Source organism: Roseobacter sp. YIN89 (assembly GCF_057219365.1).
The window spans coordinates 1,049,590-1,063,216 of the sequence record NZ_JBXVVD010000001.1 but is presented as its reverse complement, the minus strand read 5'-3'; the positions used below and the strand labels follow the sequence as shown (position 1 = coordinate 1,063,216).

The 13,627-nt window shown below is 57.1% G+C and carries 15 protein-coding genes; 9 read left to right on the top strand and 6 right to left on the bottom strand.

Features of this window, described 5'->3' with window-relative positions; genetic code table 11:
* Positions 1-3: 3 nt before the first annotated feature.
* Positions 4-321: an ArsC/Spx/MgsR family protein gene (locus tag AC2D8V_RS05290; protein WP_484732466.1), complete on the bottom strand. Its 318-nt coding sequence runs from the start codon at positions 319-321 to the stop codon at positions 4-6.
* A gap of 187 nt (positions 322-508) precedes the next feature.
* Between AC2D8V_RS05290 and AC2D8V_RS05285 the strand changes: the two genes are divergently transcribed.
* On the top strand, positions 509-715 hold the full coding sequence (locus tag AC2D8V_RS05285) for a cold-shock protein (RefSeq protein WP_169641314.1): 207 nt from the start codon (positions 509-511) through the stop codon (positions 713-715).
* 26 nt (positions 716-741) lie between these two features.
* Here the strand turns inward: AC2D8V_RS05285 and AC2D8V_RS05280 are convergent, their stop codons facing one another.
* On the bottom strand, positions 742-1,950 hold the full coding sequence (locus AC2D8V_RS05280; protein ID WP_484732465.1) for a cytochrome P450: 1,209 nt from the start codon (positions 1,948-1,950) through the stop codon (positions 742-744).
* A 215-nt stretch (positions 1,951-2,165) separates the two neighbouring features.
* On the opposite strand from AC2D8V_RS05280, the gene AC2D8V_RS05275 reads away from it, so the two are divergent.
* On the top strand, positions 2,166-2,885 hold the full coding sequence (locus tag AC2D8V_RS05275; protein WP_484732464.1) for a hypothetical protein: 720 nt from the start codon (positions 2,166-2,168) through the stop codon (positions 2,883-2,885).
* Between the two features lie 542 nt (positions 2,886-3,427).
* Here AC2D8V_RS05275 and thyX read toward each other — a convergent pair.
* Positions 3,428-4,336, bottom strand: a complete 909-nt coding sequence (gene thyX / locus AC2D8V_RS05270; protein WP_484732463.1) for an FAD-dependent thymidylate synthase — start codon at positions 4,334-4,336, stop codon at positions 3,428-3,430.
* Between the two features lie 181 nt (positions 4,337-4,517).
* Here thyX and AC2D8V_RS05265 point away from each other — a divergent pair, with 181 nt between their 5' ends.
* Genes AC2D8V_RS05265 through AC2D8V_RS05255 form a run of 3 tightly spaced genes read left to right on the top strand, consistent with a single transcriptional unit; the run spans position 4,518 to position 6,377 of the window.
* Positions 4,518-4,946 carry a VOC family protein gene (locus tag AC2D8V_RS05265; RefSeq protein ID WP_484732462.1) on the top strand — a complete coding sequence of 143 codons (429 nt, stop codon included), beginning with the start codon at positions 4,518-4,520 and terminating at the stop codon, positions 4,944-4,946.
* Positions 4,947-4,954: 8 nt separating this feature from the next.
* A complete protein-coding gene (locus AC2D8V_RS05260) occupies positions 4,955-5,659 on the top strand; it encodes a DUF1194 domain-containing protein (RefSeq protein ID WP_484732662.1) in 705 nt (234 codons plus the stop codon).
* A gap of 4 nt (positions 5,660-5,663) precedes the next feature.
* Positions 5,664-6,377, top strand: a complete 714-nt coding sequence (locus AC2D8V_RS05255; protein WP_484732461.1) for a DUF1194 domain-containing protein — start codon at positions 5,664-5,666, stop codon at positions 6,375-6,377.
* On the opposite strand, the gene AC2D8V_RS05250 is transcribed toward AC2D8V_RS05255, so the two are convergent.
* From AC2D8V_RS05250 to AC2D8V_RS05240, 3 genes are all read right to left on the bottom strand, one after another.
* A complete protein-coding gene (locus AC2D8V_RS05250; RefSeq protein ID WP_484732460.1) occupies positions 6,371-6,883 on the bottom strand; it encodes a MarR family winged helix-turn-helix transcriptional regulator in 513 nt (170 codons plus the stop codon). The two genes, AC2D8V_RS05255 and AC2D8V_RS05250, sit on opposite strands and share 7 nt — an antisense overlap.
* A 92-nt stretch (positions 6,884-6,975) precedes the next feature.
* Complete coding sequence (locus AC2D8V_RS05245) at positions 6,976-7,242, bottom strand: succinate dehydrogenase assembly factor 2 (protein ID WP_484732459.1); 267 nt, start codon at positions 7,240-7,242, stop codon at positions 6,976-6,978.
* A complete protein-coding gene (locus AC2D8V_RS05240) occupies positions 7,226-7,633 on the bottom strand; it encodes a helix-turn-helix domain-containing protein (protein ID WP_484732458.1) in 408 nt (135 codons plus the stop codon). Before AC2D8V_RS05240 ends, AC2D8V_RS05245 begins: the two co-directional genes overlap by 17 nt.
* Before the next feature lie 87 nt (positions 7,634-7,720).
* Here AC2D8V_RS05240 and AC2D8V_RS05235 point away from each other — a divergent pair, with 87 nt between their 5' ends.
* From AC2D8V_RS05235 to AC2D8V_RS05220, 4 genes are all read left to right on the top strand, one after another.
* A complete protein-coding gene (locus AC2D8V_RS05235) occupies positions 7,721-8,923 on the top strand; it encodes a pyridoxal phosphate-dependent aminotransferase (protein WP_484732661.1) in 1,203 nt (400 codons plus the stop codon).
* Positions 8,924-8,942: 19 nt separating this feature from the next.
* A complete protein-coding gene (locus tag AC2D8V_RS05230) occupies positions 8,943-9,341 on the top strand; it encodes a hypothetical protein (RefSeq protein ID WP_484732457.1) in 399 nt (132 codons plus the stop codon).
* Between the two features lie 266 nt (positions 9,342-9,607).
* Positions 9,608-10,762, top strand: coding sequence for an ABC transporter substrate-binding protein (locus AC2D8V_RS05225; protein WP_484732456.1), 1,155 nt, complete (start codon positions 9,608-9,610; stop codon positions 10,760-10,762).
* 40 nt (positions 10,763-10,802) lie between these two features.
* Positions 10,803-13,625: a methyl-accepting chemotaxis protein gene (locus tag AC2D8V_RS05220; RefSeq protein ID WP_484732455.1), complete on the top strand. Its 2,823-nt coding sequence runs from the start codon at positions 10,803-10,805 to the stop codon at positions 13,623-13,625.
* Positions 13,626-13,627: the final 2 nt, after the last annotated feature.

The following is a 13,627-nucleotide window of genomic DNA, read 5'->3' as shown; positions in this document are numbered from 1 at the left end:
CGTTCAGGCGACGCCAAGCTGCTGCTTCACCTCTGCCGACCACCCCAGATAGAGCGTATCGCCCGCTGAAATTAGCGGGCGTTTCATTAACGTCGGGTGCGCCTCCAGCAGTGCCAGACTGTCTTGCGCGCGGTCTGCTTCGGACAGTCCCCGCCACGTGGTCGAGCGGGTATTGACCAACGCGCTGCCGAATTCATCCAAGCCCTTCTGCAAAATTTCACGCGGTACACCGTCTGTGCGCACATCCACAAATTCGGCCGCTGGCAAGGACTTCAGTGCCTTTCGGCAGGTATCGCAAGATTTTAACCCGTATAGCTGCATAAATTTTCCAAATCCCTTTGCCTGGTAGCGCTAATTTGATCCACATTGTGGCTCTTTCGCTTGATTTTTCAATTCAATGCACAATCTCTTGGTGTGTAGCAAATTTTGGTTAACCCTAGGGTTTGCATCAAGGAGCACCGCGTCAGATTAACTTGGCGGTGATAAATTCAAAGGAGGCACGGGAAATATGCCAACCGGCACCGTGAAATGGTTTAATACGACCAAAGGGTACGGTTTCATCGCCCCAGAAGGCGGCGGATCCGACGTATTTGTCCACATTTCTGCTGTTGAAAGGTCGGGCCTTACAGGTCTTGCCGACGACCAAAAGGTAAGCTTTGAACTGACCGAAGGCCGCGACGGCCGTCAAATGGCCAGCGATCTCAAGCTGCTGTAAATCAGATTGATCCGCACAGCCTGAAACTAAACGGTCGCGCATCCAAAGATGCGCGGCTTTAAGTCGGCTGCGAGCATGTCATAACCACGAAACCGAATACGGCCCGTGCCGCGCCGGGCAGTGACCTGATAATCGGGATGCCGCTCGATAAAACGCGTCAGTGCGATGCGCGCTTCCATGCGCGCAAGCGTCAGACCGATACAAACATGCGGCCCTCCGGCAAAGGCCAGATGCCTGTTCGGACGCCGCTGGATATCAAAATCATCCGGCCTCTCAAAAACCGCTTGATCGCGATTGGCCGCACCGATGCACAGATGCAGATTACGCCCGGCGGGTATCTCAACGCCGCCAATCTGCACATCCACAGCCGTTTCGCGATTGCCGAACTGATTGGGTGACTGCACCCTCAGGATTTCCTCGACGGCGGGCCCAATGAGTGCGGGATCATCTTTGAGCAACTCAAGCGATTGCGGGTTGTCGTATAACAGGGCCAGACCACTGCCGATAAGGTTCGTGGTCGTCTCGTGACCAGCGTTGAGGATAAAGATGCAGTTATGGATCAATTCCTGCGCACTCAGATGCCCGGCCGCATCACCAGTGATCAGACGCGTCAAGACGTCTGTTTCCGGATCACCAGGATGCGCGCGGCGCGCCGCAATCAATGTCGTGAGGTACTCGGAAAATTCTCGTACTGCACTGTGACCGGCAGCGAGTTGCCCCTCAGACAGCACAGGCTCCAGCGCGCCCAGAATGGCAAGGGACCAGCCGCGCAACGGGTCGCGATCCGCCACCGGGATGTCCAGAAGATTGCCGATCACACCGATGGGAATACGAGCCGCAAATGTCGAAATCAGATCCGGGTTTGGCGGCAGCTCATCAATCAACTGGTCCACCATACGGGCAATACCCGGCTCTATACGCGCCAGAGCCTTCGGGGTAAGCGCCGCGCTCATGATCGCACGGACCCGCGTGTGCAGGGGAGGGTCATTGAACACCAAAGAGGTCGTATGATGCTCGAAAAGAGGCGTGCCCGCTCCGAACTTCGGTGCGAAAGCACGTGTTTTATCCGACAGGTACCGGTCGGTATCCTTGTATACCGCAACGAGGTCTGCGTGGCGTGACAGAATGAAAGACCCGTCAGACTGCGCGCAAACCGGCGCGGTCTTCAGCAAGGCATCGTACACCGGAAACGGGTTTTCAACAAAACTGGGCGGCGGATTGGAAAGATCAAGCATACCCCACTGTGGCGCAAATTTCATCTTGCGCAAAGAGGCAGCTAACCCGGACAAAAGTGCAGTTAAAACAATGGGCTGAGTCACAAGTTATTGTTGCGCACGCCTAAAAATTTTCACAACTCGTCACAAAAAATCCCCAGATTTTGCCTTTGCCCGACAAATCCGCAGATTAGGCAGGCTTCGATACACGTGTTTTATGATTTGAATGGTGCCCTATGACCAATATTTCCCAGTCCGTTGTTGTACATATCCAGCAGTCTCTGAGCCTTAAACGGTTCTGGCGCTGCGACAGCGGTGCAACCACGCCAGATTTTGTCGTCATCACGGCAGGGCTCGCTCTCTTGGCGGCATCTGCTTTGACCTCTACCCAAGACGGCGCACGAGACTTGGTCAACGTCACGGGAACTGTCATCTCAAGTGGTGGCCCCGGATATTCCATTGATGGCAGCGGCCCGCTCGCCGGAGACGCGTCAGACAGCAGCGACAGCAGTGGTGGTGGCACATCCGGCACATATAGTGGTGGCAGCGGGTCGGATGACTATGACACCGCTAGCGACACCGGCGGTCAGACCACTTCCGATAACACCGCATCTACAAGCCCTGACCCCAATACTGGCGGCGATACCGGGACCGATGGGGGTACGGACACAGGAACAGATACCGGCAGCGACACTGGCTCTGACAACGGTACGGATACAGGCTCCGATGGCGGCACTGATACCGGTACAGATACCGGCTCCGATGGCGGCACTGATACCGGCGGCACAGACGGCGGAAGCGATACCGGCAGCTCTGATGGCACCTCTGACACCGGTGGTTCGGATGGCGGAACCGATACCGGCGGATCAGATAGCGGCGGCGGTACGGTCGTGCCTGTAGAGCCAACCGACTGCCAAAAAAACGGCAACGGCCGCGGCAACGGCAAGTGCAAGTAATCGCGGACACAGCTACAGACAAATCATTCAAAAGCAAATGAACTGCCAATGGCGGGGTTGTGAATAAAGCAGCCTCGCCATTACTTTTGATTGATATTTAAAAAGTATGGCAGGCATATATCGGGAAAAGCATTCCTCTTTATCGATATTTGGCAAGTACTCTACGGCACGGTAACGTTCATTTTGCCCAATCCACTTTTCCAAACAGCGTGTAAATTGTCGAACCACCAGATAAGATTTGTGGGACCAAATCGCAGCCCTTCCGACTTTTGCTGAAACGGCTGCACTTGCCGGTGTTCTTGTGCGGCCTTTATCGCTGGAATTGGTGCTGACACGACGCGGCCATATGACCAAGGGTTGCCAGTGGCGCAAAGGCGGCAGCAAGGCAGGTCTGCTTGGCTGACGTTACGCCTTGTTCTGCATTGAGGTGTTTTTCCAAGATCACAAGCAGCGACGGCACTGTGAAAGCGTGTGACGCGCCGCCGGCCTCTAGCGCCCTGCACCAAAGCCTGTGAAGACCAAGCCGGTGCGCAGCCCCGCTGTCAGCCTTCGATCACGGCCATAAATTCGCGCCATTCGCCCTTGCTCATGCCCGAATTCTCCTGCGTGACCTCTTCACCCGCAATCATTTTGCGAATGCAGTCGACGGCACTGCCGGACAAGGTCGCCCCCCCCAGCCGGTAGTCTTCGAACGCTTTGTAGGCGGCAGGCACCCAATCCGCGACCATCGCGCAAATTGCATCGGCATAAACGCGAATTTCATACTGCGCGTGGGCATCGGCGCGCAGCCTGAGGAAGTGGAACAGATTGTGCAAATCGACCTTCCAGTACCATTGCGTGTAGACATTGGCGGGCAAGTTCATGCGCGCCAGTTCGCGCGCAAGGCCGTCCTGCCCGTCCTGACTGATCATCTTTTCGTAATTATCATAGCATCTGTTGCTGTCCGCTTTCAGGATTTCGAGAACCTGCGCGGCTTCGGCACCTTCAAGGACCCCGCCGCGCCCCTGGTTGTTGACGACGGATTGCGCCGCCAGATCTTCGGCCGCAGGGATATAAAACTCCCGGTCGAGGATCGAATAACGCGCAGAGTATTCGTTGACGTTTGCCGTCCGGTGTCGAATCCACTGGCGCGCCACGAATACCGGCAACTTTACGTGCAGTTTGACTTCGCACATTTCAAACGGGGTTGAGTGCCAATGCCGCATCAAATACCGGATCAGCCCCTCGTCGTTCTGTACCGATTTCGTACCTTTACCGTAGCTGACACGAGCAGCCTGACAGATTGCCGCGTCATCCCCCATATAGTCGATCACTCGCACAAAACCATGATCGAGCACCGGCTGTGCGCGGTAAAGGTGCGCCTCCATCCCCGGGGCCACGGCACGCAGCGTGCTTTGCGGCGCAGCGCGGAGTGCGTCGATTTCGGCTTGCTGTTCGTGCGTGAGCGGCATGAGGCATCCTTTCGGTGAAACTGAGTCGCTTGCCACTATATCTGGGCTATGGCATGCACCCAACCTCTATATAAGGTGCGGCAGGAAATAGCTGTGGATAGGATCACAATGCTGCGTGATCCGCTGGCATCCTGCAGGCGCTGTGCTAGGTTTTTCCTCGTACTACTGAATGGAGAACCACATGAGCCTGACTTACCTGCACACCATGGTCCGCGTTAAGGATCTGGAAAAATCGATCGCGTTTTACGAGTTGCTCGGCCTGAAAGAGACGCGTCGCTTTGACAATGAAGGCGGCCGTTTCACGCTGGTTTTCATGGCACCTCCGGGCCAGGAAGAATGCCCCGTCGAGCTGACGTACAACTGGGATGGCGACGAAGGGCTGCCCAGCGACAGCCGTCATTTCGGACATCTGGCCTATCGCGTCGACAATATTTACGAGACATGCCAGCACCTTATGGACAATGGGGTCACGATCAACCGCCCGCCGCGCTGCGGCCATATGGCGTTCGTCCGATCCCCCGACAATATCTCGATTGAGCTTTTGCAAAAGGGCGATGATCTGCCCCCTGCAGAGCCTTGGGCCAGCATGGAGAACACCGGACATTGGTAAAAACCGGCATGGCAGCGCTTGGATTGATCGCGGCCGGCGCTGGAAGCGCCGCTGCCGTCGAATGCCGTTTGGCGCTCTTGCTGGCGATGGATGTGTCCAGTTCCGTCGATGCAGCCGAAGATGCATTGCAGCGCGGCGGCCTTGTCTCCTCTTTGATTTCACCAGAGGTCAAGCAGGCGTTTTTTGATGCGGACTTGCCTGTGGCACTGGCGGTTTACGAATGGTCGGGGCGATACAATCAGGAGGTTTTGCTGGACTGGACGCTGATCCGTGACGAAGCCACGTTGCTGCGTGTGGCCGAAAGGATTGCTTCGAGCAAGCGCAGCCACAACGATTTCCCCACGGCGATGGGCTACGCGCTGGGGTATGGTGCGGGCATGTTCGAGCGCGCGCCCACCTGTCTGGAAAAGACACTCGACATGGCCGGAGACGGGCAAAACAACGAAGGGTTCAGCCCGCGGCAGGCCTACGCCAACTTTCCTTTCGATGGCATCACCGTCAACGGGTTGGTCGTTAATGGTGCAGATTTCGAGGCTGAGACGGGGTTGATCGCATTTTACAAGGGTCAGGTGATCCGCGGCCCCGGCGCATTTGTTGAAATTGCGCAAGGATTTGAGGATTACGAACGGGCGATGCGCCGAAAGCTTGAACGCGAATTATCCGCGCCGGTGATGGGCGCGGCCTCCCCGTCACTCACAGAGCCGCAGGGGTAAAGTGATGCGGCTTGGCTTCATCGCAACACTGGCTGCAAGTCTCCTTGCAGCGCAATCACACGCGGCTTGCCGGCAGGCACTGGCATTGGGGCTTGACGTATCAGGGTCTGTCGACCTGCACGAATACAGGCTGCAACTGGACGGGTTGGTCGCGGCACTGAATGACGATGAAGTCACAGGGATGCTGCTGGCAGAGCCGTCAGCCCCGGTTGCCTTGCTGGTCTATGAGTGGAGTGGGCCGTCAGATCAGGCGATCCTCGTTCCGTGGACACGTATCACCGGCCCCGATGTGCTGGCGCAAGTCAGCAAAAGTCTTGCCGAAACCCAAAGGCGTGAAAGCTCGCCGGGTACAGCCCTCGGACTGGCCATGCAACTCGGCGCGTCTTATCTGGAAACCCAAGCCGATTGTTGGAAAAAAACCCTCGATATCTCGGGCGACGGCAAGTCCAATTTCGGCCCGCGCCCGCGGGATGTGAAGGCGGCGATTGCAGTGCGAGGAGTTACCGTGAATGCGCTGGTCATTGGCGCGGATGCACCTGCGAGCGGTGATCAGCGCCAGACAGAGATCAGCGAACTGTCCTCATATTTCCGCGCCGAAGTGATCACAGGGCCCGATGCCTTTGTTCAAACGGCCCTTGGGTTCGAGGTCTACGCAGAGGCCATGACGCTGAAACTGAAGCGTGAGTTGGCGGATATCGCGATCAGTCAACGTCAGTAGATGTATCTGATCTGGTCAGTCCAGTATCTTTCCATCCGCTTCAGCGACCGGGTGATATCATCAATTCCTTCAGGCCCCAGCACACCTTTGTGCTGCAACCCATCCGCGTGACGCGAGAAAAGAAGTGCGACCACATCGCGGATCTTGCGCCCCTTGTCTGTCAGCCGAACACGCACCGAACGGCGGTCAATTTCACACCGCTGGTGGTGCATATACCCCATCTCGACCAGTTTCTTGAGGTTATAGCTGACGTTACTGCCCTGATAGTACCCGCGGCTCTTCAACTCCCCCGCCGTGACCTCGTTGTCGCCGATGTTGAACAGCAGCAAAGCCTGGACCGCGTTGATCTCAAGCACACCCACCCGTTCGAACTCGTCCTTGATCACATCCAGCAACAATCGGTGCAGCCGCTCGACCAAGGACAATGCCTCAAGGTAATTGACCATGAACCCGCTGCTTTGATTGGCGACCGGGGTATCCGTGGCGATCGGGTCTTGAATACTCATGTTTGCGCTCCGCAAAATCTCTCTTGCAGGGAAATTGCTCAGCAAAGCCCAATATTTCGTTAAAAATAAAAAAAATGTGAGAGCGTTGCGGCTCAGGCGGCAGATCCCGGCAGGTCTCCGACGATTTCAGACACCAGTCCGGCATATGCTTCAGGGGCAGCGGTTTGCCCGCTAACCCATTGATACAAATCGTGATCGTTTTCGCTCAGCATGGCGTCGTACAGATCAAGCTGCGCGTCATCCATTGCATCCAGATGGGCTTGGGCAAAGTGGTGCAGGATCAAATCCATTTCCTTGATCCCGCGCCGCATCGACCGCATTTTCAGCCGCTTCAGGCGATGTTCACGCGGCTCTGTCACTGGCGTCTTCCTTCAGCATCGCACGCAGTTTCTTTTCCAACCTGGACAGTTGTTCTACCCGCGCAAGCATGTCCGAGCGTATCTCACGCATCTCGTTGAGAATGTCATGCGCGGTGGTGTCAAGCGCGGCTTCGTCCAACGGCGCTTCGAGCCCTTCGCCTTGCCCGTTGATCAACCACGTCATCGATACATTGAGCAGACCGGCCATCATCGAAAGACGGTTGGCGCGAGGCTCGCTCAGATCGTCTTCCCAAGAGCGCAGCGTGGAAACCCGCACGCCTACGCGACGCGCCAGTTCCGATTGCGACATGTCCGCCATTTCCCGTGCCGCCGCTACCCGATCGCCAAATGTTGCTGTTTCAGGGCCGTACCAGTCGTGAATATTGTCCATCTTAGTCGTCTCCTTTACGCTATGGCGCTTGAACGGGGAGTGTCGCCCGCCTATGAGTGCCTCAGCTTTTACCAAACTGAGGCTGATATGGAATTCCTGTCTACGACACTCGCCCGCGTCAAACCGTCTCCCACCATCGCTGTGACAACAAAAGCAGCCGAGTTGAAGGCCGCTGGCCGGGATGTCATCGGACTGGGGGCCGGTGAGCCTGATTTTGACACGCCGCAGAACATCAAGGATGCCGCTGTTGCGGCGATTGCGTCCGGTAAAACCAAATATACCGCTGTCGATGGAATTCCAGAATTGAAGCAGGCGATTTGCGCCAAGTTCAAACGCGACAACGATCTTGATTACACGCCCTCGCAGGTCAGCGTGGGCACCGGCGGCAAACAAATTCTTTACAACGCCCTGATGGCAACCCTGAACGAAGGCGATGAGGTTGTCATCCCCGCGCCGTACTGGGTGAGCTATCCCGATATGGTGCTCTTGGCCGGGGGAACGCCGGTGATCGCCGAGGCGTCGCTCCAGACCGGCTTTAAATTGACGCCAGACCAGTTGGAATCGGTCATAACCGACAAAACCAAATGGCTGATCTTTAACTCGCCCTCCAACCCGACCGGCGCGGGTTACACATGGGACGAGTTGAAAGCACTGACTGATGTCCTCATGCGCCACCCGCATGTCTGGGTAATGACAGACGATATGTACGAACATCTCGTCTATGACGATTTCGAATTCTGCACACCTGCACAGGTGGAGCCGCGTCTTTACGACCGGACCCTCACCGTAAATGGTGTCAGCAAGGCCTATGCCATGACCGGCTGGCGGATCGGTTATGCGGCCGGACCTGAAAAACTGATCGGCGCCATGCGGAAAGTTCAGTCGCAAAGCACATCCAACCCGTGTTCGGTCAGCCAGTGGGCTGCAGTAGAGGCGCTTAACGGCCCGCAAGACTATATTGCGCCCCACAACGAGATGTTTGCGCGCAGGCGGAATTTGGTTGTCGACATGCTGAATGCTGCGGAAGGCATCCGGTGCCCGATGCCCGACGGCGCGTTTTATGTCTATCCGTCCATCGCGGGGCTGATCGGAAAAACCAGCGCTGGCGGCACGAAAATCGTCGATGACGAGGCATTTGCCACGGCATTGCTCGAAGAAACAGGCGTCGCGGTCGTGTTCGGTGCGGCCTTCGGGCTAAGTCCGAACTTTCGCGTAAGCTATGCCACGTCGGATGAAGCTTTGAAAGAAGCCTGTACGCGAATTCAGTCCTTCTGCGCTGCATTGCGCTAAGCGCGTTTAAGGAGAAAGCATGACCGGTCTGCCGCAGTATTACTTCCGTATCCGCGAAAACGGCGCCGCTGTATTTCGCGTGGACACTGAAAACAGGCAGCGGCGGATCGACATGGACCAGATTGCTGTGGTGAATATTCGCAATGGTGAGGTCCGCGCGCAAGGCGACCGCACGCTTTCGTCCGAAGATACCGAGGCCATCGACGCGTGGATGGAGAACCGGCGCGCGCTGCTGGCCGCCCGCGGACTTGACGATATTCACCGCGCAATAGACCACATGAATCTGACGACCCAGTGGGCGCAGTCAAAGGCCACCGATGAAGAGCTTGAAGCTGTGACCGACGGCCTGTTGCTGGCCATGCACGATCTCCGAACGGTGCTTGTCCGGAAAAAGGCAGATCGGCTGGACGACAACTGACGCAGCCATTGCGTGACTGCGCATGAATCTATCCACAATTTATCGCATTTTGATAATGCCGCCGGATGCATGCCATGCCTGAAAGATCGTCAGGCACCTGAAATCACAAAATAAATTCTGCGCATCTTTCTGACGCTCTGTGCAAGCCGCCCTGAAGGCGCGCCCACCTTAACGTCCACGTGCCGGTACATCATTGTCCATTAAGTGTTTCTGAACCTGCCACGCGTATCCCACGCCTGTTGAAAACGATTATCGGGATTTCGCTTATGCACACTTTCAAACGTTTGGCCGCCGCCGCCGCGCTTGTCGTTGCCGCCGGTCCGCTGGCAGCACAACAAGGCGTGACAGACACCTCCGTCAGCTTTGCTCAGGTAGCAGCACTGGAAGGGCCGGCTGCCGCACTTGGGACGGGTATGCGGCAGGGTTTGATGGCCGCGTTCGAAGAAGCCAACCGCGCCGGCGGGGTGTTTGGTCGTCAGATTTCACTGACAAGCTATGACGACGGATACGAGCCGGACCGGTCGGCAGAGCAGACGCGGATGATCCTCGAAAACGATGACTATCTCGCGCTTGTCGGGCCTGTCGGCACGCCTACCACCAAGGCAACCCAGCCCATGGCGACAGAAGCGAACATGCCAATGATCGCGCCGTTTACCGGTGCAGGATTTCTGCGCGACCCGTCGCTGCGTAACGTTGTGAATGTGCGCGCGACATATGACGCCGAAACGCAAGCCTGGGTCGACTACCTTGTCGACGATCTGGGCCTGACGGAAATTGCCATTCTTTATCAGGATGATGGCTTTGGCCGCGTGGGCCTTTCCGGCGTGACCAAAGCACTGGAAGCGCGCGGCATGTCACTGGTCGCGGAAGGCACCTACAAGCGCAACACCGTCGCGGTGAAATCCGCCTTGCTCGACATTCGCAAAGCCCGCCCGCAAGCGGTGGTGATGGTCGGCGCTTACAAGCCTCTGGCGGAATTCATTCGCCTTTCACGCAAAATGAAAATGGACCCCACCTTCATGACCATTTCCTTTGTAGGATCCAAAGCACTTGCTGCCGAGCTTGGCGCAGACGGCGATGGGGTCATCGTCAGTCAGGTGGTACCGCAACCGTGGGATTCCAATTTGCCCGTTGTGGCAGAATATCAGGCCGCCCTGAAGGAACTGGATTCGGCGGCTGAACCCGGCTTTGTCTCTCTGGAGGGGTATGTCGCCGGACGTTTGGTCATCGAAGCACTGCAAATAGTGGGCAAGGAACTGACACGTGAAACCTTCCTGGCGGCGCTCAATAATCTGGGAAGCATCGACATGGGCGGCATGACGCTGAACTTCGGCCCCGGCGACAATCAGGGCTCGGATGAGGTGTTTTTGACCCGCATCCTGCCCGATGGCTCGTTCGAAGCCATGCAGCCGGGCAGCTAGGTCAATTCGCCCGGCCCTTGGGCCGGGCGCGCGCCATCGCGTGGATCACAACATCACCAACAACTTCGGGGCTCACCTAATGCTTTCTGCTCTTCCAAATGTGTTTGGCTCTGTTCTGGTACGACTTGCGCTAATTTATGGCGCGCTCACCGCAATGACCGTTGCCGCCATCGTGATCGGCTGGATGGTATTTCAGACAATCGCCGGCAACATGCAGACCTTGTCTGAAGACTACCTGACCAATCTTCAGCAAAGCGCCGAGGTGGTATCCGTGTCGGATCGTGTCCGCGCACTTTTGACAGACACATTCATCGCGCCGGATCGCGAAACTCTATCTCGTCTGGCAACCAAGAAAAACCTGGTGGTCAAGGATATGCGCGCAGCGGCCGATAGGTTTGATAACACGCGCACGGCAGAACTGGACGGTATGATCGATGCTGTAGACAGCGCGCTGGCTGACCTTAACGCGTCTCGTCAGGCCAGCTTTGCGGCCTCAAATAGCGTAATGGCAGTGGTGGAAAACGCCATGCAGCAGGCAACGCAAGCACGCAATGAACTTGCGACCCGTGCCGACAGTGCATATTTCAATCTGGTTCTGGGCGCTGACGACACGATTTCTTCAATCGGGGAAACGCTGACAACCCTGATCGAGGCTGATTTTGCATTGTATCAGACCGCGCTCGAAACACGTGCCGAGATCAACCTGTTATCGGGCCTTGCGCTCAATGCCGCCCAAACTCGCGATGCCGCCATGTTGTCGATTCTGCGCGATCTGGCGGTTGCCTCGGAAAATGGCATCATCAAACGTCTGCCGACGCTTGAAGCAAGCCCCACAACGTCCGAGCTTGCGACACTTATTGCCGACGCCTCTGCGTCTTTTGCCAATAGCGTTGGCGGCACGGGCGCGCGCATGGCACCAAACGCCGTTCTTGCGCTGCGACAAGAGACAGACGCCGCGCTCTCCTCTGCGCTGGACGACATTTATTTCGAACTGGTGATCAAAGGCGACGACGCAAGGACAGGTAACGCAGCCGCTATCCGTACCCTGATGGACACAGAAGTGAACAGCATCCGGCAACAGGCAGCGCTCGACAGCGCAACCAAAAGCTTTTTTGCCGCCACCCTGCAGACAGCGCTGGCTCGCAACCCAACGGAACTCGGCGTGCGCGGAGACGAATTGCGCGAGGCAGAGGCCACACTACGCGACGCGCTTGCGCCGGCAGATGAGACCGTTGCTGCGTTAATATCCCCGTTGCTGGCACTGACGGACAAGGACAGTGGCATTCAATCGATCCGGCAGGCATCCTTCACCGCGGACCAGCAGGCCAAGGCCGCAACGCAACGCGCCGCAGAAGCGGTCCGTGATATCTCGGGTCTCACAGGCACCATCGCCTCGGTCGCGAAAGAGAATATCTACAACAGCGCGGCCACGCTCCAAGAAGATGTCACCGCTGCACGCGAACGCATGCAAAAGCTTGGTATGATCAGCATCGTCATGGCGGTGATTGCGCCGTACCTGATCTGGAAAATGATTACGTCCCCGCTTAACCACGTCACTCGGGTTACAGAACGGCTTGCTGATGGCGATCTGTCTGAAATCAAAGGGTTGGACAGAAAAACCGGTGAAATCGGCCGCATGGCGGCAGCCCTTCAGGTGTTCCGCGCAGGCGCATTGGAACGGCTGCAACTTCAGGAAGAAGAAAGAAAACGCGAAATCGCCCAGAGAGACGCTGAGCGCGCTGCCGAAAAAGCGCAACAGCAGGCCCAAGAACAAGCGCGCGCCGAAAAAGAAGCGCGTGCCGAAGAAGAACGCGCGCGCGAAGCACGCGAACGGCAAGAAAAAGAAGCCGCACGCGAGGCTGCAGAGGCGGAACGACAAGCACGGGCCGCCGAACAGGAAGCCGTCGTCTCCGAGTTGGCAGCAAGTCTGAAACGTTTGTCGGAGGGGGATTTCACATACAGCATCGATACCGAATTCCCGGAGGGATACGAAGCGCTGCGCCGCGACTACAACGCCGCAATTGCGAACCTCGGCGAACTGGTTCGTTCGATCAGCAAGAGCGCGGGGCTCATCGATACAAGCAGCGCCGAAATTGCCGCGTCATCGCTTGATCTGTCCAAACGCACCGAAAACACCGCAGCCACGCTTGAAGAAACCGCAGCGGCGCTAAGCGAACTTACTGCCAGTGTTTCTTCGGCAGCCCGCGGTGCCAACACAGCTTCAGACACAGTAATCGCTGTCAAACAAGGGGCAGAGTCCAGCAAAAACGTGATGAACGATGCCGTGACGGCCATGGGCCAGATCGAACAATCGGCTGCAAAAATCGAAAAGATCGTAGAGGTCATCGATTCCATTTCGTTCCAGACCAACCTGCTGGCACTCAACGCCGGGGTTGAGGCCGCGCGCGCCGGCGAAGCGGGGCGTGGCTTTGCCGTCGTGGCATCCGAGGTACGCATCCTCGCTCACCGATGTTCAGAAGCGGCACTGCAAATCAGCGAATTGATTACGGAATCCGCCAAACACGTCGACAATGGCGTGTCGATGATCGACCAGACGAACAAGGCGCTCGAAACGATTCTCGACGGCATAACCGATGTGGCCCAAAACGTGTCGGAAATCGCGATGTCGGCCAACGAACAATCCAGCGGCATCGCTGAAATCAACACAGCCGTCGAGCAACTGGACCGTTCAACCCAGCAAAACGCAGCCCGGTTCGAGGAAACTACCGCCGCCAGCCAAACTCTCACCGCAGAGGCATCCGGCCTTGCCCGTCTCGTCGCAGGGTTCGCAGTGCCCGATGCCGCGATGGACCCGCAGATTGACTGGGAGGTGCCGCAAGAAAACCTCGGTAAACTGGGCTGACA